Source organism: Faecalicatena orotica (assembly GCF_905197545.1).
Taxonomy (GTDB): Bacteria; Bacillota; Clostridia; order Lachnospirales; family Lachnospiraceae; genus Faecalicatena_A; species Faecalicatena_A orotica.
This window is the reverse complement of record NZ_CAJJZH010000002.1, coordinates 351550-372561: the sequence shown is the minus strand read 5'-3', so window position 1 is coordinate 372561 and position 21012 is coordinate 351550. Positions and strand designations below refer to the sequence as shown.

The 21012-nt window shown below is 47.0% G+C and carries 18 protein-coding genes; 1 reads left to right on the top strand and 17 read right to left on the bottom strand.

Features of this window, described 5'->3' with window-relative positions:
* Window positions 1–127: 127 nt before the first annotated feature.
* The 14 genes from ABIN22_RS05285 to ABIN22_RS05220 form a co-directional block, all read right to left on the bottom strand.
* A complete protein-coding gene (locus ABIN22_RS05285) occupies window positions 128–1855 on the bottom strand; it encodes a cache domain-containing sensor histidine kinase (RefSeq protein ID WP_346907123.1) in 1728 nt (575 codons plus the stop codon).
* 160 nt (window positions 1856–2015) lie between these two features.
* Complete coding sequence (locus ABIN22_RS05280; protein WP_109730039.1) at window positions 2016–3035, bottom strand: Gfo/Idh/MocA family protein; 1020 nt, start codon at window positions 3033–3035, stop codon at window positions 2016–2018.
* A 40-nt stretch (window positions 3036–3075) separates the two neighbouring features.
* Window positions 3076–3675: a cytidylate kinase-like family protein gene (locus ABIN22_RS05275; RefSeq protein ID WP_109730038.1), complete on the bottom strand. Its 600-nt coding sequence runs from the start codon at window positions 3673–3675 to the stop codon at window positions 3076–3078.
* Window positions 3676–3677: 2 nt separating this feature from the next.
* Window positions 3678–5069, bottom strand: coding sequence for an MFS transporter (locus ABIN22_RS05270; protein ID WP_346907121.1), 1392 nt, complete (start codon window positions 5067–5069; stop codon window positions 3678–3680).
* 257 nt (window positions 5070–5326) lie between these two features.
* Window positions 5327–6250: a substrate-binding domain-containing protein gene (locus ABIN22_RS05265; RefSeq protein WP_346907119.1), complete on the bottom strand. Its 924-nt coding sequence runs from the start codon at window positions 6248–6250 to the stop codon at window positions 5327–5329.
* A gap of 18 nt (window positions 6251–6268) precedes the next feature.
* Entirely contained in the window at window positions 6269–6676 is a 408-nt protein-coding gene (locus ABIN22_RS05260; RefSeq protein WP_109730036.1) for a metal-sensing transcriptional repressor, read from the bottom strand.
* Between the two features lie 78 nt (window positions 6677–6754).
* Entirely contained in the window at window positions 6755–7786 is a 1032-nt protein-coding gene (locus tag ABIN22_RS05255; protein WP_346907117.1) for an SseB family protein, read from the bottom strand.
* Window positions 7787–7825: 39 nt separating this feature from the next.
* On the bottom strand, window positions 7826–9157 hold the full coding sequence (locus ABIN22_RS05250) for a J domain-containing protein (protein WP_346907115.1): 1332 nt from the start codon (window positions 9155–9157) through the stop codon (window positions 7826–7828).
* Between the two features lies 1 nt (window position 9158).
* Window positions 9159–10958 (bottom strand): Hsp70 family protein, encoded by a 1800-nt coding sequence (locus ABIN22_RS05245; RefSeq protein ID WP_346907113.1) that lies wholly within the window; start codon window positions 10956–10958, stop codon window positions 9159–9161.
* Between the two features lie 113 nt (window positions 10959–11071).
* Window positions 11072–11677 carry an ABC transporter ATP-binding protein gene (locus tag ABIN22_RS05240; protein WP_118620928.1) on the bottom strand — a complete coding sequence of 202 codons (606 nt, stop codon included), beginning with the start codon at window positions 11675–11677 and terminating at the stop codon, window positions 11072–11074.
* A gap of 9 nt (window positions 11678–11686) precedes the next feature.
* Complete coding sequence (locus tag ABIN22_RS05235; protein ID WP_346907110.1) at window positions 11687–12610, bottom strand: ABC transporter ATP-binding protein; 924 nt, start codon at window positions 12608–12610, stop codon at window positions 11687–11689.
* A gap of 88 nt (window positions 12611–12698) precedes the next feature.
* Complete coding sequence (locus ABIN22_RS05230; RefSeq protein WP_430517194.1) at window positions 12699–13526, bottom strand: ABC transporter permease; 828 nt, start codon at window positions 13524–13526, stop codon at window positions 12699–12701.
* Window positions 13523–14515, bottom strand: coding sequence for an ABC transporter permease (locus tag ABIN22_RS05225; protein WP_346907108.1), 993 nt, complete (start codon window positions 14513–14515; stop codon window positions 13523–13525). The genes ABIN22_RS05230 and ABIN22_RS05225 overlap by 4 nt, the downstream gene beginning before the upstream one ends.
* A gap of 102 nt (window positions 14516–14617) precedes the next feature.
* Window positions 14618–16228, bottom strand: a complete 1611-nt coding sequence (locus ABIN22_RS05220; protein WP_346907106.1) for an ABC transporter substrate-binding protein — start codon at window positions 16226–16228, stop codon at window positions 14618–14620.
* A 219-nt stretch (window positions 16229–16447) separates the two neighbouring features.
* On the opposite strand from ABIN22_RS05220, the gene ABIN22_RS05215 reads away from it, so the two are divergent.
* Window positions 16448–17464 carry a virulence RhuM family protein gene (locus ABIN22_RS05215; protein WP_346907104.1) on the top strand — a complete coding sequence of 339 codons (1017 nt, stop codon included), beginning with the start codon at window positions 16448–16450 and terminating at the stop codon, window positions 17462–17464.
* A gap of 185 nt (window positions 17465–17649) precedes the next feature.
* Here the strand turns inward: ABIN22_RS05215 and ABIN22_RS05210 are convergent, their stop codons facing one another.
* The 3 genes from ABIN22_RS05210 to ABIN22_RS05200 all read right to left on the bottom strand — a co-directional run bounded on the left by ABIN22_RS05210 (window position 17650) and on the right by ABIN22_RS05200 (window position 20958).
* Complete coding sequence (locus ABIN22_RS05210; RefSeq protein ID WP_346907500.1) at window positions 17650–18519, bottom strand: aldose 1-epimerase family protein; 870 nt, start codon at window positions 18517–18519, stop codon at window positions 17650–17652.
* Window positions 18520–18735: 216 nt separating this feature from the next.
* A complete protein-coding gene (locus tag ABIN22_RS05205; RefSeq protein ID WP_346907102.1) occupies window positions 18736–19605 on the bottom strand; it encodes a DUF5104 domain-containing protein in 870 nt (289 codons plus the stop codon).
* Between the two features lie 78 nt (window positions 19606–19683).
* Window positions 19684–20958, bottom strand: coding sequence for an L-cysteine desulfidase family protein (locus ABIN22_RS05200; RefSeq protein ID WP_346907100.1), 1275 nt, complete (start codon window positions 20956–20958; stop codon window positions 19684–19686).
* Window positions 20959–21012: the final 54 nt, after the last annotated feature.

Below are 21012 nucleotides of genomic sequence, written 5' to 3'. Positions count from 1 at the left end.
CCCTGCAGCATCTGTCATGCCCCATGATACAAAACACGCCATATTTCTCCCATTATATAATTAACCGGGAAAATATGCAACATATAACACCCGTATGACTGCTGTCCTATTCTTTTTACAGGCTCTCCTATAAACAGCCGCCTTCTCTGCTGACCGGCAGAAAAATAGCAGCGGTTGTCCCTTCCGGCCCGCTTTCATAACGGATACCGCCTTTTTCCCCATAGTATAATTCCAGACGTTCTTTGATATTCGGGACCCCGATCGCGCTCAGCCCATTTGTTTTCTTCGCCCTGCTCTTAAGCAGGGTATCGATCTGTTCCTGTGTCATTCCCCTTCCGTTGTCAATCACAGAAAGGGTCAGCGTTTCCCCATGAATCCTGCCCTGAATGCGGAGGTCACCTTTTTTCTCTTTCGTATCCATACCGTGCAAAATCGCATTTTCCACAAGGGGCTGGAGGATCAGGCGCGGCAGGTAACAGCCGAATGCCTCCTGCTCTACATCATACGTTACGTCAAAGCTTCCCTGATAGCGGAATTCCTGAAGATGGATATAGTTATTTAAAATGTGCAGTTCATCGGCGACAGTAATGAATGTCCCCTTTTTATTAATACTCGCCTGCAAAAGCTCCACAAAGTCCCCGATCAGATCCCCGAGCTCCGTTTCCCCCTTAAGGAGGGCTGCATACTTGATGGAATTCAGTGTGTTATACATGAAATGCGGAGTAATCTGGTATTGAAGCGCCTCCAGTTCAGCATCCTTTTTCAACTGTTCTTCCTTGATCACCTGGGCGATCAGGTCTTCTATGTAATCCAGCATATGGTTGAATTCTTCCGAAAATTTACCGATCTCATCCTCAGTCTCCACGTCTACCCGGAGGCTTAAGTCCCCCCTGCCTACTTTTTCCACGGCGTCTGTCACCTTTTTAATAGGCCTGTACACAACTCTTGTAATGTAGGAGGCAAGTACACATGCGACTGCCAGAAAGAGAAGGCATACCCCGGCAAGGAAAATCTGCATCTGGCGCAGGTCCTTCAATACTTCACTCTTCTGTACCGCAAGATAAAAACTACAGTTTGAAAAAGGGGCACGATAAAAAATACGGATTTCTTTGTCCGAACCTGCAGACGCTATCCCATTCTGCACCGGAAACTGATCTGCCTGCTGATATGTTGTCCCTGCCTCCCCGTAATCTTTGCTGCTCACGATCATATTGTATTTATCTACAATGACAGCACCGGAAACTTTTTTATCATAAACCGGCTCCAGATAGGCATAGTAAAGGTTCCTCTCATCCGTATTGGCAAGCAGATATCCCAGAACCGTGCCATCATCATCCGGTACATCCTGCACGACGGTCAGCTGTTTTCCGGAATCATGCACCAGATCTTCCATCATGAGCGGAGCCGCCTCTTCTTCCTGAATTTCCTTTATTTTCTGAATTTCTGCGGACGGAATATCCCTTTTTATAATCGGATAATCTTCCGATGTGACTGCCAAATTTTCTTCCGGGAAAATAAAATACAGAGAACTCAAATCTTTATACTGGGTACGGTAGTTTCTTAGAATTTCCGCAATCTCCTCCAGTGTGTCCGCATTCCTGTCCTTCCTATACCGGCGTATGGCAGCAGTCAGATCTTCATTTCTGGCCGCCTTAACGCTTACATAGTATACCTCCTGCATGGAATGATCCATTGAGGCTACAGTCTGCTCCACCCGCCCATAAAGGGTCTCGGCGTAATTTTCCTCGATCATTTTCGCCGACCGGAAATAGAACACAAGAGTCAGGAGGATGGCCGTTACCATCGTGACAGCAAGAATTGCAAGTAATACTTTGGTTTTAATACTTTTCCGCATAAGATCTCCTTTTTCAGGATTATAAATTCAGGTACGTCCCAAGAGAGGTACACTGTTTTCATTTCGTTAACACTAATTATATCATAAATACAATAAAGTAAAATAAAAAGATGTACCGCCGGTAATGCGGTACACCTCCACTGATTCTTTTTGATACTTTCTAATAGTTAATCTTCACAATTCCGCCGTTTTTCCAGGCTTCTGTTGTTGCAAATCCGATTTGTGTAGATTTTGTTCCATCATATACGGTTACTTCTGGTTTTCTTCCTTCTCCTACGCAGTCGATAAACTCCTGCATCTCCAGCTGGTAGGACTCGGCAAATCTTTCCGGGAATCCGCTGACGCATTCTACAACTGCCCCGTTCTTGTCATAGATCATGCAGAGGTTCTTCTCCGGAACCGGACTGATTCTTAAAGAGCCTTCTGTACCAATAATTTCTGTTTCTACATGGTAACCATGTGCCGCGGTGCGGCCTACATGTACGAATCCCAGCGCACCGTTTTCACAGCGGTACATTGCAACGCCGGTCTCGTCATCCCCTGCCTCTTTAAATTCAGGATGCTTGAATGTCGCACCTGCAGCGTAAACTTCAACCGGGTCAGAGCCTAAGAACCATCTCATCAGGTCAATATCGTGGATCGCCATATCAATAAAGATTCCGCCGCTTGTAGCCGCAAACTTAATTGCCCCCTCTACCAGTGCCTCCGGATCGATTCCGGTTGCTTTTACCATATAAGGTGTGCCGATTGCACCTTCTTCAATTTTCTTCTTTGCGTAAGCATAGGAAGGGTCAAAACGGCGCATGAAGCCAAGGAAGAAAGAAAGTTCCGGATGGCGCTCTACTGCTGCCTCTGCCAGTTTACATTCTTCTACGGTTACACCAAGCGGCTTGTCGGAAAATACGTGCTTTCCTGCATCAAGCGCTGCAGCGATCTGCCAGCAGTGCTCCCCGCTGGTTGTTACGATTGCAACCGCGTCAATGTCAGCTTTCTCCAGCATTTCCCGGTAATCTGTATATACATCTGTTACACCAAGCTCGCTTTTTGCATATTCAAGCTCCGCCGGAACGATAGAACATGCTGCTGTCAGTTCCGCATTTGGAATCTTAAATGCAATATTGTTGGCATGTACTTTTCCCAGTCTTCCTAATCCTGCAATTCCTACTTTTATTTTTTCCATGATTTTTTACCTCTTTCTTTTAAATATAATTATAAAGTTCTTATTTCCGGCAGTTTTCCACATAATTTATAATAAGATCCACAGCCTTCTCAGGACCGATCTGGCTCGTATTGATCATTAGATGATAGTTCTGCGGGTCCCCCCACTTCTGGCCTGTATAGTAATTGTAATAACGTTCACGGGTGCGGTTCTCTTTTTCCAGCTCCTTAAAAGTCTTGTTTCCGTACAGCTCTTTTGCTCTGTTTTTCCGGTATTCCTCGTCTGCATAGATGAAGAAGTTATAGCATTCCGGGAAATCTTTCAGCACTACATCGGCACATCTCCCGAGAAATACCGCGCTTTCTTTTTCGGCAATGTTTCGGATAGCTTTAGCCTGTTCACGGTACATTTTATTGTATGGAGGAATCGTCTCATATCCAAGCGAAGTGACACCGTCCATAAATGTTCTCTCTGGCATCTTATAAGACATATCCAGTATGGCGCTTATATCCATTTCCCCTGCGTCCATCTTCTCGGCCGCCAGATACAGAATCTGTCTGTCATAACAGCGGACCTGCATTCTCTTTGCAAGCAGTTCAGCCACTTCCCTGCCGCCGCTTCCATACTGGCGGCTAATCGTAATCAATGTATGATCTTTCATCTTTACAGCTCCCCTCTTGATTCACGTTCAATTAACTCTTTCATGATTGACGGGTATGCTTTATCCAGCTTGTAGAGAGCAAGTGTAATAAATGCAACCAGCGCAATCAATACAGGTCCGAATTTGTAAATATTGACGATCATATTCAGCGCGGAATCCGGCTGGGCCGCACTTCCTGCGGATGTGCTGATATAACCTGCCGCGGATAACAGTCCGGTCATCGTTGCCGATGCGAGTCCTGCCCCAACCTTTGTTCCGATAGAACCGCCTGCAAATACAAGGCTTTCCTGTCTGATGTGTGTCTTCCACTGTCCGAATTCAACAACATCACCAACCATTCCGAATACAACGGCATTCAGTGGTGCCAGTCCGACAGCACGTGTCAGGCAGCTCATTACCATCCATGCAAAGCTGTATGGATTAAAGAAGAATATAAGCTGGCCTATCAGGGCAATTAAGGAACCTGCCAATGCAATATTTCGTTTTCCGAACTTTTTAATCAGCGGTGTGCAGGCAAAGATACCGGCTACCAGAGTAAGTGTCTCTGTCAGGAACAATGCGCTGTACATCCATGTGTCATTGCCGAATATGTATTTACAGTAATATGGCAGGATTGTTCCTGAGATACCGAATGATACGCTCTGTACCATCCACAAAACAAGGACTGCCCAGAAGTACTGGTTTTTAAATAATGCGGAGAAGGATTTTCCAAGCGGTACCTTCGGCGCTTTCTGTTTTGCCTCGATTTTTACGGTTTCTTCACATCTGAAGAAGCAGACAAGCAGCAGGATCAACGCAAGTACCGCCCATATGGACATCGTTTTGATCCATGCAGCCTGGTCATCCCCGAAAAGTTTTACGATCGGTAATGTACAGGTTGCTGCTATGATTTTCCCGATCGGGGAAAGTCCCATTCTCACAACACTTAACATATCTCTTTCGGATGATACACGGGTCATCATCGCTGAAAGACTTCCATAAGGAAGGTTGATTGCGGTATAGCAGACGGTTGTACAGAAGTTATATGTTACAAAAAGATAAACAAACTGTAAAACACCTGTTGTGTTTGGCACCGTAAAAAGCAGAACTGCCGACAATGCAAACGGTACACTCATCCAGAGAATCCACGGTCTGGATTTGCCCCATTTGGAATTTGTCCGCTCCACGATCACACCCATGATCAGGTCAGACACACCATCAAATAATCTTGACAAGAGCATGACCATTCCGACCGTAGCCGGGTTGATTCCTACATAGTCCGTATAAAACAGGGTCAGCAGTGTGCCGACCATTCCGAATACCACGTTGCACGCCACATCACCGCTCGCATAAGAAAGCTTAATCCCCATTGACAGTTTTCCGTCGGGTAGTTTTTGTTCCGTTCCATTTTCCATTACTATATTTCCCTGCCTTTCTTAAATTGATCTCTCACATCTCTTTGATGATTTTATTCTACCTTTTTGACAGGAAAATCCTAGTAATCGAAATTTTAGTTTTTTAGTTTATTTTAAAGCTGTTTTTTAGAAGGGGGAAATATTTTTTGTATTCATGGTACAGTTTTTTGAACCGGCAGATTTAGAAATGGATATTTTTTTATATTTTGGTTCTTTTTTTTAGATTTTTCAAAAAAAGAGTACTGCTCCGGTTCCGGTCAGTACTCTTTTACATTTTTACGCGTCAGTATCTTAACATCCAGAATATCCTGCATGTCCTGTTCTTTTCCGTCCTTTTCTCTCATGATATAGGAAACCGCCTCGTATCCAATGTCACTGCCTGACTGTGCCCCGAGCACGGCGATCCTGCCATCCTCAACGGCACGCAGCGCATCCTCCTGGGCATCCACTGTCGCGATCACAATTCCTGTCCCTTTCGTCGCCTCAGTGATTCCCAGCGCAGTCACCGCACTTGTCGTCATGATCCCGTCCAAATCCGGATATTCCGCGAGAATCTCCTCCATCTCCTGTTCCGATACCCGGAGATTACTGTACCCGCTCCTGACTACCTCAATCCGGATATCAGGCTCTGTCTCCATATAATCCGTGAATCCCAGAACACGCTGTTTATGGGATGCCTGTTCCTGGCTCCCTGCAATCACTGCCACATTCCCCTGGTGCCCCATTTTTTCCGCAAGAACCTTTGCCAGTTCGTATCCCACCATCTTATTATCTATCCCTATATATGGTACTGCCATATCCTCTATCGGCGTATCATAAGAAAAAACAGGAATCCCCTTCTCAGAAGCTGTCTGCACATAGTCCCTGTTGTCATAGGAATCTATGGGGGAAACAGCGAGTGCATCCACATCCATTTTTATCAAATCACGGATCATTTTTTTCTGGATGTCCTTGTCCGTTTCCGTATCAGGTGAAAGAATGACTACTTTTGCTCCGAGCGCATCCGCAGCCTCTTCCATCCCGGCACACACAGACATCCAGTATTCACTGTTTCTTGACTTCGTGACCACACCGATCACATAGTCCCCTTTCGCCTCCTGCTGCCCGGCCGGGGCACAGGATGCAAGAAGCATCGCCGCCAGAACGATAAGCATGGATGAAATCTGGATTCTTTTTTTCATCTGAATACACTCCTTATACTATTTCATAAACTTATCGATCGCCTGATTCAGCATCCTGATTGCCTCTTCGTCATTTTCTTCGACAGCCTCCACTATGCAGTGACTGATATGGTTCTTCAGGACAACCTTTCCGGTATTATTGATTGCGGACCGCACCGCGGCCAGTTGTATGAGCACCTCGCTGCAGTCCTCATCCTTCTCGACCATTCTCTTTACCGCTTCCATATGTCCGATTGCCTTTGAAATCCTGTTAATCACAGCCTTTTTTTCAGACGCGCTGTGGACATGGTGGTGCCCTGTTCCATGTGCATGGCTGTGCACATGTTCTGCCTCAGTGCCGTCATGAGTATGGCTGTGTTCTGTTCCATCATGTGTATGGACGTGCACATCTTTGATCTGCTCTGCCTTGTTGTTTTTCTTTTCCATCTGTCCCATTCTTTCTATATTTTATATAATTCCGGGGGCAAAACACATTCTGTCCCCGGATGCCGTAACATTTTCTGTCTACAGCATCTCCAACTCGTCTCTGTCCATAATCAGGTTATCTGTGAAGGGATTCACTACAAGCCCATGAAGAACATGATTCTTCTTTATCAGGGAGAGTACCTCTTCTGCCCCCATCAAAACAGCGGACGGCACATTCCCCTCGTCTCTTTCCCATGCCTTTAGCTCATTCCAGTCTGTGAAAACCGGCTGGTATCCCTCACCGTCAGGGGTGTTTAAGTATGGGAATTCCATGACACTGTTCTCTTGGACCATTCCCCTGGCACGTTCAGCATCAGTAAGTTCAAACTCTGCCATGACTAAAAATATGGCATTCCCTGCCAGTTCCCTGTGAATCAGCTCTGCTATATCCAAAACATCTGTATCAAACCGCCCAGTCAAAAGTCCCTTCAGCCTCGGATTTTCCACCGGTCCGTTCCCGGCCGTTACATTCGGCGCCACGCTGCTGATCACGCTGCCCGGCAGTACATCTTCTTCAGACGCATCCTTTGTCCAGAAGCCGATCCTTGTCCCTGACTCTGCACTAAACGCCCTTTTGACCTCTTCGCCCAAAAATACTTTCAGTTTCCCTGTCCTGACCGCTTTCTGTGACCCGTCTGCCCCGAGAATCCATACTTTATCACCCACAGACATAGTATCGCCCTTTACAATTCCTGTAATGATACAGCCCTCACCGTGGACCGAAAAAATATCCTCCACGAGCAGTGTGTATCTCCGCGCAGGTGGTTCCTGTCTGACTTCGACAGTATTTACTGTTTCTTTTTCTGTTTTTGTTTCTTTTTCCTTTTTTACCTTCTTATACCTGAATTTAACCAGCCGCCTGCCCCTAATCAATTGGATTCCTGCAAACACCATGCCGCCTCCGGCGGTTGTAAAAAGGAGAAATATAAGCATCACGATGAATTCAACCCAGCTCAGCCCCACACTGGCGATCTCAACGGCTTCCGTAATCACACTTAAAAGCCCGGCCAGCGCTGCAGCGCCTCCTGCCAGAATCAATATCCCCCCGCATATTTTCTTTATCACTTTCATGCCGTATATTCTCCATCCCAATTTTTCTGCGGCACCGACCTACTGCCTGACCGAATTATAAATAACGCTTTGGTCCGCATATTCTTCCAATTTCGCACGGACCTCGTCCTCACTGATACTGCTTTCCTTACTTACAGTAAAATCAGCCTTCACATAATCAGCAATACCTGCCTGCACTTCTATCTCCACCACATTGCCGCTCTGCACAAACCGGCTGTCTTTCAGTGCCTGAAGAAACTCCAGAAACAGAGGGCTAAATTCCTCCAATGGGACATCCTGCAGCTGGATGACATTCGTATTTCCCAAAGAAGAAAGCTTCAGTATCAAACCACATTCTTTTGCACACATACTTACAGTCTCATACTCCAGATCATCCAGAATGTCGTCATATTCCATACTTGAAACAGCCCACGACAGGTGAAAGCTCTCCGGCACACCATGCTCTCCATCCGTTTCTGCAAGAAAATATTCTGTGTCCTTATCCTCCACGGGCTGTAAAACATTTCCTCTGAACGCTGATGCATGGGATTCACTTACGGTGCATGATATCTGATATTTTTCTTCAATATACTCTTCTATCTTCTCAGGCGCACGAACCTCATTTATCCGGCTCTGCTTTGTATCCTCCCTGAAACCGAATGCAGTCGCGAGAATCGATATGCAGACAAATATAATCAGCCCGATCCTCTTGTCCCTTTGTTTGCGCCTGTCTTTTTCATCTAGCAGCTTTTGCCCGTTAAAGACCAGTTGTAATCTTTTTTGGACTGCAAGTTCATCCGATGCTTCTTTTTCCAGAACTTCTCTGATCTGCATTCTGGTTCTCTTTTGGAAATTCAGCGTCCCGATTCTGTCTGTCAGCCTGGATAAGAAATACGGATTATGGACCGCTTCTAAAAATACCGGTTCCTGAAGATAACTGCACCATGCTTTGTGGGACTGCAGTCCACTCATTTTAAGAAATGAATCCAGTTTATCCAGAGCAATCTCGACGAGAAAAGCATCGTATAAAGCACGGCGGATATTCTCTCGCTTTTCTTCCTTCGCATACTTTTCCGTCAATGTGCCAATTCTTTCAGCCTCCTGCCATATATGGCCGGAATCTTCTTCCTGAACATTATGGTTTGTCTCCGGCACTTCCTCTTTCACCGCGCCCCCGGTAAAATCAGCCATCACAAACTCATCTTGCACACTGCTTTCAGACTTCGCCATCTGTAATGCCGCCTCATATGCCTGGCGGATCTGCTGGAATTCCTCCAGGAAGTCTTCCGGATGGTATTTGGCCGCCTGCTTTGCGTAAGCTCTTTTTATCTTTCTGGTATCACTGGTTGGTTCGATCTCCAGCCGTGACCAGATTCCTGATCGTCCACTCATCTTAACTCGTCAAATGTCCTTTCCCCAGCCATGCATCCAGATCCGCATCCAGTTCGCCATCCGCTTCTTCCTGTTTTGCCTCCTCGTACCATCTGTCAGAAAATGACCGGAACTCTTCCTCCGTACGGAATATTGCCATACTGTCCTCTGCCGCATCCAGTGCCCGGGTAAAGTATTCCCTGCCCTTCTTAATCTTCAGATCATTCTGGGTTTCCAAAAGAAACTGGAAATATTGCATCTGGTCCAGCAGAAATTCCCGCAGTCTCGGACCTGCCTGCGCATACAATGACTCACATCTTGAGAGCAGATAGGCATTCTCCTCCCGTTCCCTCGGATGAATCTTTAATTTCTGCATTTCTTCCAAAGTCTCCTGAATCTGTGCCTGACTCATCCTGTTCTTCCTATCTATAATGACAAGGTGCCTCGTTTCATTTGTACTGAGGACTCTCGCATCCACCTCCAGAATTCCGTTGATATCATATGTAAAACGGACCTCTGCGGCTTCTTTCTCCGCAAGTGCAGGAGGCACCGGGACCTCGATTTCACCTAGCAGGATGTTATCTTCCGCAACAGGCGCCTCTCCCTGATAGATCGCGAATCTCAGGATTTTCTGGAAATCCGAAATTGTCACATACTGCCGTGACCTGCTGACAGGCAGTGCGCTGTTCCGCTCAATAATCGGGGACATCACCCCGTCCTTAATCTCCACTCCCAGAGTAAACGGACACACATCCGTCAGAAGCATGTCCCTGATCTCCGCTTTTCGTTCCTTAATTCCTGCATATGTACCGGTGCCCAGTGCAACAATGGTGTCCGGCGATCCTAAGAAAACAGCCTCCTTCTTTAAGAAATGCTGCAGATACAATCTTACCGCCGGCATGTTGCAGGAACCGCCTACAAGGATGATCCTGTTTATGTCTTCCCATTTCAGTTCTGCCCCGAGAACCGCCTGTTTTAAGGGTTCTATCAGCCTTTTGAAGATTCCCGCCGATGCCTGGATCATTTTCTCCGTATCAAAAAATAATGTACGTGTCTCACCGCCGTAATGAACAGTCATCTCCGCCTGTTCCGCATCTGACAGCGCGATCTTACAGGCTTCTGCACTCTTCAGGACTGCGGCCTGCTCTGAAAGAGAAAGTTTTTTTAACTCCATTCCCTGCTCTCTGCAGAAATACTCAGCCATAGCCCGGTCAAAATCACAGCCCCCCAGATGGTTATCCCCGCTGACAGAAACGACATTTATAATATTGTCAAAACAGTCTACCACAGATACGTCCAGAGTCCCCCCGCCAAAATCGAAGACAAGCTCAACCGTCTCTTCCTCTGGATACAAATGCTGACAGGCCAGCGCCGCGGCAGACGGTTCATTAATAATCCGCTTCACGACAAGACCTGCCAGTTCTCCTGCACGCTTTGTTGCATCCCTCTGGGCATTATTAAAATAAGCCGGCACACTTACTACCGCCTCCGTTACTGTTTCCTTAAGATAATTCTCCGCGTCTTCCCTTAACTTTCTGAGCACAAAAGAAGAAAGCTCTTCCGGGGTATAGCTCTTTTGCCCCAGCTTGTAAACCTTCTCCGTCCCCATAAACCGCTTGAATACACAGGCCGTGCACTCAGGATGTGAGATCAGCCGTTCCTTCGCAGTCTTCCCGACAAACACAGTCCCTGCTTCATCGACACTCACCACACTCGGTGTTAACACCTCCCCGAATGCATTTGGAATCAGTTCACTGCACCCATTCCTCCAGACAGCCGCCAGACTGTTCGTTGTCCCCAGATCAATTCCAATCACTGCCATGCGCCGCGCCCTCCTCTAATCAACTAACTATATCTTAGCAAATTTTCGGGGCTATTACTACGACTTTTTTTAATCTCCGGTTCCTGTGCCATTACGATTCGCAGGGCCGGTTCTCAGCCATCCAGCCTGATCTCACTGCTGCACACTTTCTCTAACAGCGGCTGGTTATGGCTGACCGCTATCAGGCCAATCTTTCTCTCTGTCACTTCCCTGAGCAGGAAATTCCAGATCTGGCTCTGGGTGATCAGGTCCAGCATCGTGCTGATCTCATCCGCCAGCAGGAATTTTGTCCTTCTCCCCAGCGCGCGCGCCAGACAGAACCGCTGTAGTTCCCCGCCGGAAAGCTCTGCCGGAAAGCGGTTCATCCAGTCCTTTTCTATGCCCAGTTCCACCAGGATTCTTTCCTCTACCTCATCGCCCTCCCGGATCACTTCCTTCATCCGAAGCCGCGGGTTGACCGCCAGCTCAGGCTGCTGCCAGACCATCTGTACCGGGCAGTATCCTTTATAGGAGGAAACAGGTCTGCCATCCAGCAGGATTTCTCCCTGATCGGGCGTTAAATACCCAGAAAGCAGTTTGCACAATGTCGTTTTTCCATACCCGCTGGGAGCGATCAGCCCGACTCTCTGCGAATCCTCCACAGTCATACTGAAATTATCCAGTATTTTTCTGCCATCTTTTTTATATTGATAAGATACATTTTTTAGCTCTAATTTCATCTTATACTCCTATGTCGCATATAAACATCTGACCCGGCCGCCACGTAAACTACGGTACGGGATATCGCTCCGGCACTCCTGTGTACACATACTGCACCTTGGTGAGAAGGGACATCCTTCCGGCATTTCCTTGACATACGGCTGTACGCCTTCTATAAACTGAAAGCCATGCTGCGGCAGCGCCCGCCAGAGTGCCTTTGTATACGGATGCCGCAGGGTCTCTTCCCTAATAAAATCTTTACTCGCGGCTTCTTCCACGGTACAGCCCGCATAAAATACGACCACCCGGTCCGCAGTTTCCAGTGCCAGCTCCAGATCGTGGGTAATCACCAGAACACCCGCCCCCAAATCAGCGAGTTCCCGGAAATGCCCCATCGCCCGTTTCGCCACTTTCAGATCCAGTCCCGGCGTCGGCTCATCTGCAATCACAAGCTTCGGCTCCTCGATCAATGCCGTCGAAATCAGGATTCTCCGGTTCATGCCTCCTGATAGTTCAAACGGGTAAAGGTCCTCCACTTCTTCTTTCAAATCATATCTGCGGAAAATGTTCTTCAATTTTTCAACCGTCTTCTGATCGTTTCTTCCTTTTCGGATCTGCTTTCCTATTTTAACAAGCGGGTCCAGATAGGACAGGCTCTGTGGTACCATCACAATCTCACTGCCGCGCAGTTTTTCAATGCGCTCCTGCGTCAGTTCACTGCCCCTGTAAGTCATCCTTCCGCCTCTGGCTGCGTTGTAAGGAAGAATGCCGAGTACCGCATGGGCCAGCAGACTTTTTCCCGAACCGCTCGAACCGACCACGGCCACCATCTCCCCTGCATTGACTTCCACATCCAGATCACGGATTACATCGAGCTGCGACTGGCGCATACCGTTTGTATACTGTAAAAAAGAGATGTTCAGGTGTTCAATTTTCAGGACCGGCTCCTCCATGAACCTTCCTCCTTCCGTTAGGTACAAGATTGCACCTTTCTTCTTTAATTTAAGTTACCGTGCACGCCCGGAGGGGGTGCACAGTAACTTATTTATGTACACTGCCCGGGTCTGTCAGTTTCCGCAGGTTTTCCCCTGCCACATAGAACAGTACAACGACAAGAACAAGCGCAGTCCCGGGAAATAAAGCAAGCCACCATTTCCCGGTTACAAGATATTTCATAGATTCTGATAAAATGATGCCGATTGCAGGCTGTTCTGAGGAGAGCCCGAATCCCAGAAAAGTGACGCTCGACTCATGCAGGATAGCATGTGGAAAAAGTAGCACCAGACCGGTCAGGAACTGGGGCATCAGGTGCGGGAGTATATGCTTTCCTGCAATATACCACCGGCTCTTTCCCAGTTTTCCTGCAATCTGGATGTAAGGACTTTCCTTTAACTGCATCACTTCCGCCCTGATCAGACGCGCAAGAGACGGCCAGTGGGTCAGTGCCACGCCCCATGCCACACCGCGGAAGCCTTTTCCCAGCGCCACGGAAATCAGGATCAAAAGTAAAATATGGGGAATCCCCATCAGCAGGTCAATGACAAAGGAGATTACGGCATCCACCGTTTTCCCCAGCGTTGCAGCCGCAATTCCCAGAGCCAGAGCGATAAAAGCGCTCACTGCCGCCGCTGCCATCCCCAGCAAAACGCTTAAGGAAATCCCCTTTAATGTCCGCACAAGCATATCTCTTCCGAGCCAGTCTGTCCCGAAAGGATATCTAAGGCACGGTTCCAGATTCTTTCTGGAAAAATCCGTCACTCTCGCCGCATCGCCGCAGAATGCCCCGCCAATGCAGACTGCCAGAAGGATGACCGCGCTGACTGTCAGGCCGAGCAGGACTCTCTGTCTCCCGTTTAGATGTCTCATCATGCTGCCCCTCCTTTTCTGATCCTCGGGTCAACGATGCCGTAAAGAATGTCCGCAATCATATTTCCGCCGAATACAAACAGTGCACTGATGATCGTGATCGCCATCAGAAGCGGCATATCACTGCCGAGTCCCGCAGATACCGCCGCCTGCCCCAGTCCCGGATAGGAGAATACCTGTTCCACCAGCACCGAGCCCCCGAAGATTTCACTGACCGCTGCAAAATGAAGCGTAATTGCGGGGAGCAGTGCATTGCGCAATCCATGATGCCAAAACAAAACCAGGCCCTTTTCCCCTCTCGCCCGTGCAAAGAGTACATATTCACTTTCCATGATCCCGATCATCTTTTCTCTTGTGTGCAGGGCAATGTTAGAAACTCCGGTGATACTGAGTGTCAGTGCGGGAAGGACTGCATGGTACACCCGGTCGAAAAATGTGACTCCCGCGGCTTCCACCCCGATCGGAACACTTAAACCGACTGGCAGGATTTTCAGCCAGACACCAAACACCATCAAAAGCAGCAGTGCCAGCCAGAATGTGGGGGTGCTGGATATGAGAAGGCAGTATCCCTTCACAAGCCTGTCAATCCATCTTCCACGGTTCATCCCCGATATGACTCCGAGGAAAAAGCCCAGAATCCCGGACAGAATCCAAGCAGTCACCATAAGAAACAGCGAATTTGCCAGTTTTACTGCAATCACATCTGCCACTGGCTGGCGGTACAGCAGGGAAGTTCCCATGTCTCCCCTGATGAAATCCGCTGCCCATGAAACATATTGTTTCACAGGTGATTCCCCTACACCCCAGTATTCTTCCAGCTTTTCTACCTGTTCCCGGCTCATGCTTCCCAGCGCCGCCTGTCCCACATTTGCCTGCAGAGGGTCAATGGGAGACGCTTTCATCAATATAAAAGTAAGCATGCTCGTCGTAAGAACCAGAAGGACCATACGAATGACCTTATTTCTGATTTGTATTCCCAGTCGTTTCTCCATTCTTTCCCCCTAATGAACCAGAAACAGGACGCGGCTTTTCTGCCTGCGTCCCTTCTGTTTTATCTTTGCACCTACGGATAATGCGCCTTATATAGTCCGCCCTTATTCCCATGACCACTGATCGACGTTATTCACGATAGACCAGCCGTGCCCGTGGGGATGTATTTTCTGGTCAGCCACCTTAAGGCCGTCCTTTACGAAATACAGGTGGTCGATATTGCACAGCCAGATCCACGGGATATCTCCGTCCTGTGTAATCCCCGTTGTCCCGTCCCACTGTGCCTTCTGCCAGAGCTCATAGGATTCCTCAAGTGACCCTGACGCAAGTGCCTCGTCCATATAACGGTCAACTGTCTCGTTTGCATAAGGGGAATACTCCGCCTGACCGATCCCTGTACCTGAGAGTGTGTGGTAAATATTGTAAAGCTCCATCGGCGTATGCGCGCCCCATCCCCATACAAGAGGTTCTGACTGCGCACGGTCATAGGCCGTGTCCCATCCCACACCTTCGGTCGTAACTTCGATCCCGATTTCCTTCAGCTGATTGGATACGTCTTCCGCCAGCGCCTGACGGACAGAGTCCCCGTTACTAAACATCAGTGTAAAGGCCGCCTTTATACCGTCCCTTTCCCGGATACCGTCATGCCCTTCCTTCCAGCCGGCTTCATCCAGAAGCCTTTTTGCTTTGTCAGAATCATATGTTACTTCGCTGTCACCATTGTACCACGGCATCTTGTCGCACACACTGTAAGCTTTCGTTCCGTATCCATTCAGAACATTTTCAATCATCTCATCGCGGTCAATTCCAATATTAATTGCCCGCCTTACATTTACATCCGCCGTAAATGCATTTCCATAAGCAATCCCGTCTTTCTCCTGTGGTTCTGCAACAGGAAGATTAAAACCTCTGTTATCCACAGTCTGCACGGCAAGCAGATGATAGCCGTCTACTGACTGGTCACTGTAGGAAGCAGCCGTGTGGGCCACATCCACCTGTCCCGCCATCGCTGCCGCAAGTGCCGCATCCTCCTCCATGAACAGGACTGTCACCTTTTTCATCTCGGGGGCCTCCCCATAATAATCCGGGTTTGCCTCAAAGATAACCTGCTGCCCTTTGTCCCACTGCTTCATAATGTAGCGTCCGGAACCAACCGGATTCTGTCCGTAATTCTCATCATAGGCGTGTTCCGGCACAATTCCCACGATCGCCATTGTATAGGGCCAGATGGAATACGGTTTTGTCATTTTAAATTCTACCGTAGTATCGTCCACAGCCACAGCCCGGTCCAGCATCGTGAAGTCGTTCACAGAACTCTTCTCCTTACAGTTATTATATGTAAAAGCAACATCCTCTGCCGTCAGCTTTTCTCCGTCAGTAAACTTCACATCATCCCGTATGGTGACAGTCCATGTCAGGCCGTCCTCGCTTACAGAATAATCCACTGCAAGATCTTTCTCTATCTTCAGGTCTTTCGTAGTCGTGGTCAGAGTGCTCTGGATCAAAGGCTCATGCACATGCTCCCCGGCTCCCCACCCATACGCAGGGTCAAAGCCGGATTCCGGCTCCGAAGTCGTCGGCATAGTCACAATGACAGAATCTTTATTATCTTTATCCGCAGCCTGTTTTTCTTCACTGCTTTTTCCGGAACACCCCGTCAAAAGTCCCGCCAGAAGGCCGGCGGCACACAATATACTGATCACTTTTCTTCCCATATATTCCCCCTGTTTCATTATTTTTTTCAGTATATCATTGTGATTTTTATGACACAACCCCCGGTGGGGGATAGAAGTGAGTTGGGTTTCGATGGTTTTGGCTGGCAAAGAGAGGCGGCTAACTTTCAGATCTAACTCTCGAATATTGGGTTTTTAGAAAATAAAATCTGTGCTATACTTAATTTAAATGTGAAAAGCCAAGGAATTTGGAGGAATGTGATGAAAGAAATGATAAACCCACTCTCTGATATCATCATGTATAATAAGCCAGATGGAAATGTTAATATTGAAATTCTTGTGCAGGATGAGACCTTATGGATGCCTCAAAGTCGTATTGCAGAATTGTTTGGTGTAGATAGAACTGTAATAACAAAGCATCTTCGCAATATATTTAAGGAAGGCGAATTAGATGAAAGCTCAGTATGTGCAAAAATTGCACATACTGCTTCTGATGGAAAAGTATATAAAACGAAATTTTATAATTTAGATGCTATTCTATCAGTAGGATATAGGGTAAACAGCCGTCAGGCAACGATGTTTCGCATCTTTGCAAGTCAGATCTTAAAAGAATACTTAATTAAAGGTTTTGCAATGAATGATGAGCGTTTGAAAAATCCTAATAATATTTTTGGCAAGGATTACTTTGATGAGCAATTAGAAAGAATCCGAGACATTCGTAGCAGTGAAAGACGATTCTATCAGAAGATTACAGATATTTACTCTCAGTGTAGTGCGGATTATGATGTAAATGCAGTAGAGACAAAGCAGTTTTTTGCCACTGTTCAGAATAAACTTCACTACGCAGCAACAAAGCATACTGCGGCAGAGATTGTATATGAAAGAGCAGATAGTTCAAAGCAAAATATGGGGTTAACATCCTGGAAAAATGCACCAGATGGAAATATACGAAAGAACGATGTGTCTATTGCAAAGAATTATCTTCAGGAGAATGAGATTAAGGAATTGAATGAAATTGTAACTATGTATCTAGATTACGCAGAACGTCAAGCTAGACGGGGAATTGTAATGTATATGAAGGACTGGGTAGAAAGACTAGATGCATTTTTACAGTTCAACGAAGCAGAACTTCTTCAGGATAAGGGCAAAGTAACACATGAGATTGCCAAAGCATTTGCAGAAAATGAATTTGATAAATTTAGAAAAATCAGAGATAAGGAATATGTGTCTGATTTTGATAAATTGCTTTTAGAAATACAGCAGAATGGAGAGTCATAGCATTGATACAAAGACATTTCGTCAAAAGATACTTGATCTCACTATTTGAGTTGTGTAGCAGGATTCTAATGATGAACCGGCATCTGTACTATTAGAGCGCATTAGAGATGAAAAGAAGCCTCCACACAGTGTCAGCTTCTTTCCCTCCGGCAGTCCTACTGTTTCAGCTAATCGCCGGATATCATCTATGCAACTACAATCTGATACGTTTTCGTAAATGTTCCCATTCCTTCTAACTTGTTAATTCCGGGTTTTTCGGATATGTCCCCCTCAAATCCACGGTTGTCGCATCTTCCGGCCCAAGGTTCCAGACATACGAAAGGAGCATCTTTGACAGACCAGATTCCAAAATTCGGGAATCCCTCACACTTCATGCCTACATAAGGCGTTCCGTCCTTTCTGCAGATCCATACTTCCTCTATCTGCCCGTCATCGAAGATCAGTGCATCATTCTCAAACAGTTTTTCAGACAACGGATATTTGGCATCCTGAAGCTCCATCTGGAATGTCTCGTCCACATTCGCCGTGCCTGAATTAGGATCGATCAGAATATACTGCAGGCTTTCCTTTCCCGGAAAATGCAGACAGTAACCGTCCTTCTTCCCCTCCTGTTCTGCAAAACGAAATGCCGGGTGTCCGCCAATGGTGAAATAGATCGTCTCATCGGAAGGATTTCTTACCTTCCATTTTACTTCGACTGTCTTTTCCGTCAGAGTATAGGAAATATAAAGTTCAAAGTCAAACGGGTACACTTCCATCGTCTCCTCATTCGAATGCAGGAGGAATTCGGCCCTGTCTTTCTTACAGACCGTACATGTGAAAGTATTATCTCTTGCAAACCCATGCTGAGAAGTCGGATACTGGGTTCCCTGGATACGCACAGTATTCTGGTAAGTCTTTCCTACATTCGGGAATAAGACAGGTGAATGCCGTTTCCAGTAAACGGGATTTCCCTCCCACAGCACGTCCGTCTCCTTTTGTTTGTCATAAATTCTTGTGAGTTCGGCGCCTTCCTCCGAAATCTCCACACAAAGATATTCATTTTCCAGTTTCATTTCCAGTTCCTCCATTCTCATTCGTGAGCGGTCTCGGAAACTCAATAATGCCCGAATTTCCGCTCTTTTTTCTTACTCTTCTTTTTCTGCTCCCTCCATGTGTGAGGAAACAATGGCATTCCATGCATGACTGCCAAATGGTTTCCATGAAACTCACTCCTTCCTGCATCCTGAATTCCAAGAAACCTGACAAGCCCAAGGGAAAGCAGACTACTCTTATTCTGTTTCCCAAGGCGTAGAAATGGCATTCCTATCCGTGTCATTCACGACCTCCACTTTAAAAATAGTTCCGGTTTCCGATTGGGGCGGAATATTCACCCATATTATGGCATACCGTTTTTCGCCTCCTTCATCCGGAAGTTCATAAGCATATGTCAGCCTTGGACATGTTTCTGAATTTGGTTCTCCAAATTGTTTCACAAATGCATTCCAATCATCGTTTTCCTCAAGAAATGTTAAGATTTCCTCCACTGTTATTGTACGATCCATCGGGGTATAGACATTGGGATAATATCCAATTCTTCTGGTTAGGTACTCCTTATCGCTATCTTTGATCACATGCAGGCCATTCCCTTCAGGCCATACAGTGTCTTCATTGCACTCTTCTTTTTCAGACAGAAAAACCAGATCCTTGATTCCAACATTATCCTGATCTTCATCATCCAAATACACAATTGTCATATAACAATAATAGTTCTTATCCCCAGATACCACAGGAAACCATTTATTTATTTCTTTTGTTTCTATACCATAGTCATTACTATAGGAACCAGAACACCCCTGTTCTATATCCAGACTGTCTATGGGTTCTTGATAAACATCAAACAGATATTCTATCATATCGTCCATATCCCTGTCTTTTTTCACTACATTCGGAGCAAAAAGTGCTTTGATAGCCTCTTTATCACGATTGTCTACCGCTTGAAAAAAGTCGCTGGCTGTCTGTTGGAATATTTCTTCCTCATTGCTGCTATCCGGAAATCTGCTGGATGATGTCCGAAAAACTATACCGCAGCCTCCGATTCCGATGCAAACGGAAAACAACAGCATAATGATAGCATTTTTTTGTATAACTCTTTTTTTCATACTCCTTATTTCCTCCATGCAACAGGTTCTCGCATCACACCAATGACTTGGAACCCTTGACATGGTCACTCTGCCTGACTACTCTACCATGATCTTAATAATCTCTTCGTTTGTCTCGCGCATTCCTTCCTTGCCGAGCCGGCCGACATTCTGGATTGTCTTCTCCACACCCTTTGTGATGATTCCGTCGCCTCCGTAGAACTGCTGCCCGCGGATATACATGTTATATCCAAGGATTCCCGCATCGACTGACGCTGCAATCTTAGCGGCACAGGATGCTTTTGCACCGTCGCAGACCATACCGGATACAATCGCAAGCGCATTCACGACTGTATGGGCGATCTCCTCATATCCTCCGCCGCACAGAAATGCAATCCCGGCGCCCGCTGCCGCTCCGGCGCTTACCGCACCGCAGTACGCGGACAAGCGTCCGATGCCCGTCTTCTGATGGATCGCCACCAGATTCGATAATGCCAGTGCACGGAACATTTTTTCTCTGTCTGCTTTTAATTCCTTTGCATATTCCAGAACCGGAAGGGAACAGGTCATCCCCTGATTGCCGCTTCCGGAATTAATGATAACCGGGAGCTCACAGCCGTTCATTCTCGCATCCGAACCGGCAGCCGCCATCGCTTTCGCACGGTTTCTAACGTCGTCCCCATACGCCTCCAGAATCACGTTTCCAATATTCGCCCCGTAATTCCCGCGCAGACCCTCCTCAGCAATTGCGGTATTGTAATCGATCTGGCGCTGGAGAACTTCCCTGATATCCTCCACATCCACGGTCTGGACGAAATCCCAGATTCCTTCCACGGTCAAAAGGCTGCGGTCCGTCAGCCCTTCCTCCGACTCCCCGCGCACCGGGATATCCAGCAGGATCTCACCGTCCTTATCAATATGTACAATATTCGTATGGTAATTCGCAATCCGTACCTGTGCATAGGACTCGCCTGCAGAAACCGTCACGATAATATCAAACGTAATACCGTGGTCAATATGCTCTACTTTAATCTCCTTCTCCGCCAGAAACTCCTGCATCTCTTCGATCTCTTCCCGGGAAACCTCTGAGATAACTTCCAGTTCCTTCTCCGGGCGCCCTGCAATGATGCCTGCAACCGCTGCCGCCGGAATCCCTTTTAAATGGTCCGTATTCGGCACGATGACACTCTTCACGTTCTTAATAATACTCCCGCTTGCCCCGATATGTACCCTCTCCGGCAGGCACCCCAGCACTTCTCTCGCCTTTGCGGCAGCATATGCAAGCGCGATCGGCTCCGTACACCCCATTGCAGGAACCAGTTCTTCTTTCAGAATCTGTACATACGCACTATACCTTTCATCTGATTTTTTCATTTGACTTCTCCTTCCAAAACATACCGGAATCTATCCGATTCACATATTACAAAT

Bases quoted from the DNA above. Each gene is read 5' to 3' on its own strand.
- ABIN22_RS05225 (WP_346907108.1), bottom strand. From the start codon at position 14,515: ATGGAGAAACGACTGGGAATACAAATCAGAAATAAGGTCATTCGTATG.
- ABIN22_RS05230 (WP_430517194.1), bottom strand. From the start codon at position 13,526: ATGATGAGACATCTAAACGGGAGACAGAGAGTCCTGCTCGGCCTGACA.
- ABIN22_RS05255 (WP_346907117.1), bottom strand. From the start codon at position 7,786: ATGAAAGTGATAAAGAAAATATGCGGGGGGATATTGATTCTGGCAGGA.
- ABIN22_RS05265 (WP_346907119.1), bottom strand. From the start codon at position 6,250: ATGAAAAAAAGAATCCAGATTTCATCCATGCTTATCGTTCTGGCGGCG.
- ABIN22_RS05275 (WP_109730038.1), bottom strand. From the start codon at position 3,675: ATGAAAGATCATACATTGATTACGATTAGCCGCCAGTATGGAAGCGGC.
- ABIN22_RS05205 (WP_346907102.1), bottom strand. From the start codon at position 19,605: ATGAAAAAAAGAGTTATACAAAAAAATGCTATCATTATGCTGTTGTTT.
- ABIN22_RS05200 (WP_346907100.1), bottom strand. From the start codon at position 20,958: ATGAAAAAATCAGATGAAAGGTATAGTGCGTATGTACAGATTCTGAAA.
- ABIN22_RS05215 (WP_346907104.1), top strand. From the start codon at position 16,448: ATGAAAGAAATGATAAACCCACTCTCTGATATCATCATGTATAATAAG.
- ABIN22_RS05280 (WP_109730039.1), bottom strand. From the start codon at position 3,035: ATGGAAAAAATAAAAGTAGGAATTGCAGGATTAGGAAGACTGGGAAAA.
- ABIN22_RS05260 (WP_109730036.1), bottom strand. From the start codon at position 6,676: ATGGAAAAGAAAAACAACAAGGCAGAGCAGATCAAAGATGTGCACGTC.
- ABIN22_RS05220 (WP_346907106.1), bottom strand. From the start codon at position 16,228: ATGGGAAGAAAAGTGATCAGTATATTGTGTGCCGCCGGCCTTCTGGCG.
- ABIN22_RS05210 (WP_346907500.1), bottom strand. From the start codon at position 18,519: ATGAAACTGGAAAATGAATATCTTTGTGTGGAGATTTCGGAGGAAGGC.
- ABIN22_RS05250 (WP_346907115.1), bottom strand. From the start codon at position 9,157: ATGAGTGGACGATCAGGAATCTGGTCACGGCTGGAGATCGAACCAACC.
- ABIN22_RS05245 (WP_346907113.1), bottom strand. From the start codon at position 10,958: ATGGCAGTGATTGGAATTGATCTGGGGACAACGAACAGTCTGGCGGCT.
- ABIN22_RS05235 (WP_346907110.1), bottom strand. From the start codon at position 12,610: ATGGAGGAGCCGGTCCTGAAAATTGAACACCTGAACATCTCTTTTTTA.
- ABIN22_RS05240 (WP_118620928.1), bottom strand. From the start codon at position 11,677: ATGAAATTAGAGCTAAAAAATGTATCTTATCAATATAAAAAAGATGGC.
- ABIN22_RS05285 (WP_346907123.1), bottom strand. From the start codon at position 1,855: ATGCGGAAAAGTATTAAAACCAAAGTATTACTTGCAATTCTTGCTGTC.
- ABIN22_RS05270 (WP_346907121.1), bottom strand. From the start codon at position 5,069: ATGGAAAATGGAACGGAACAAAAACTACCCGACGGAAAACTGTCAATG.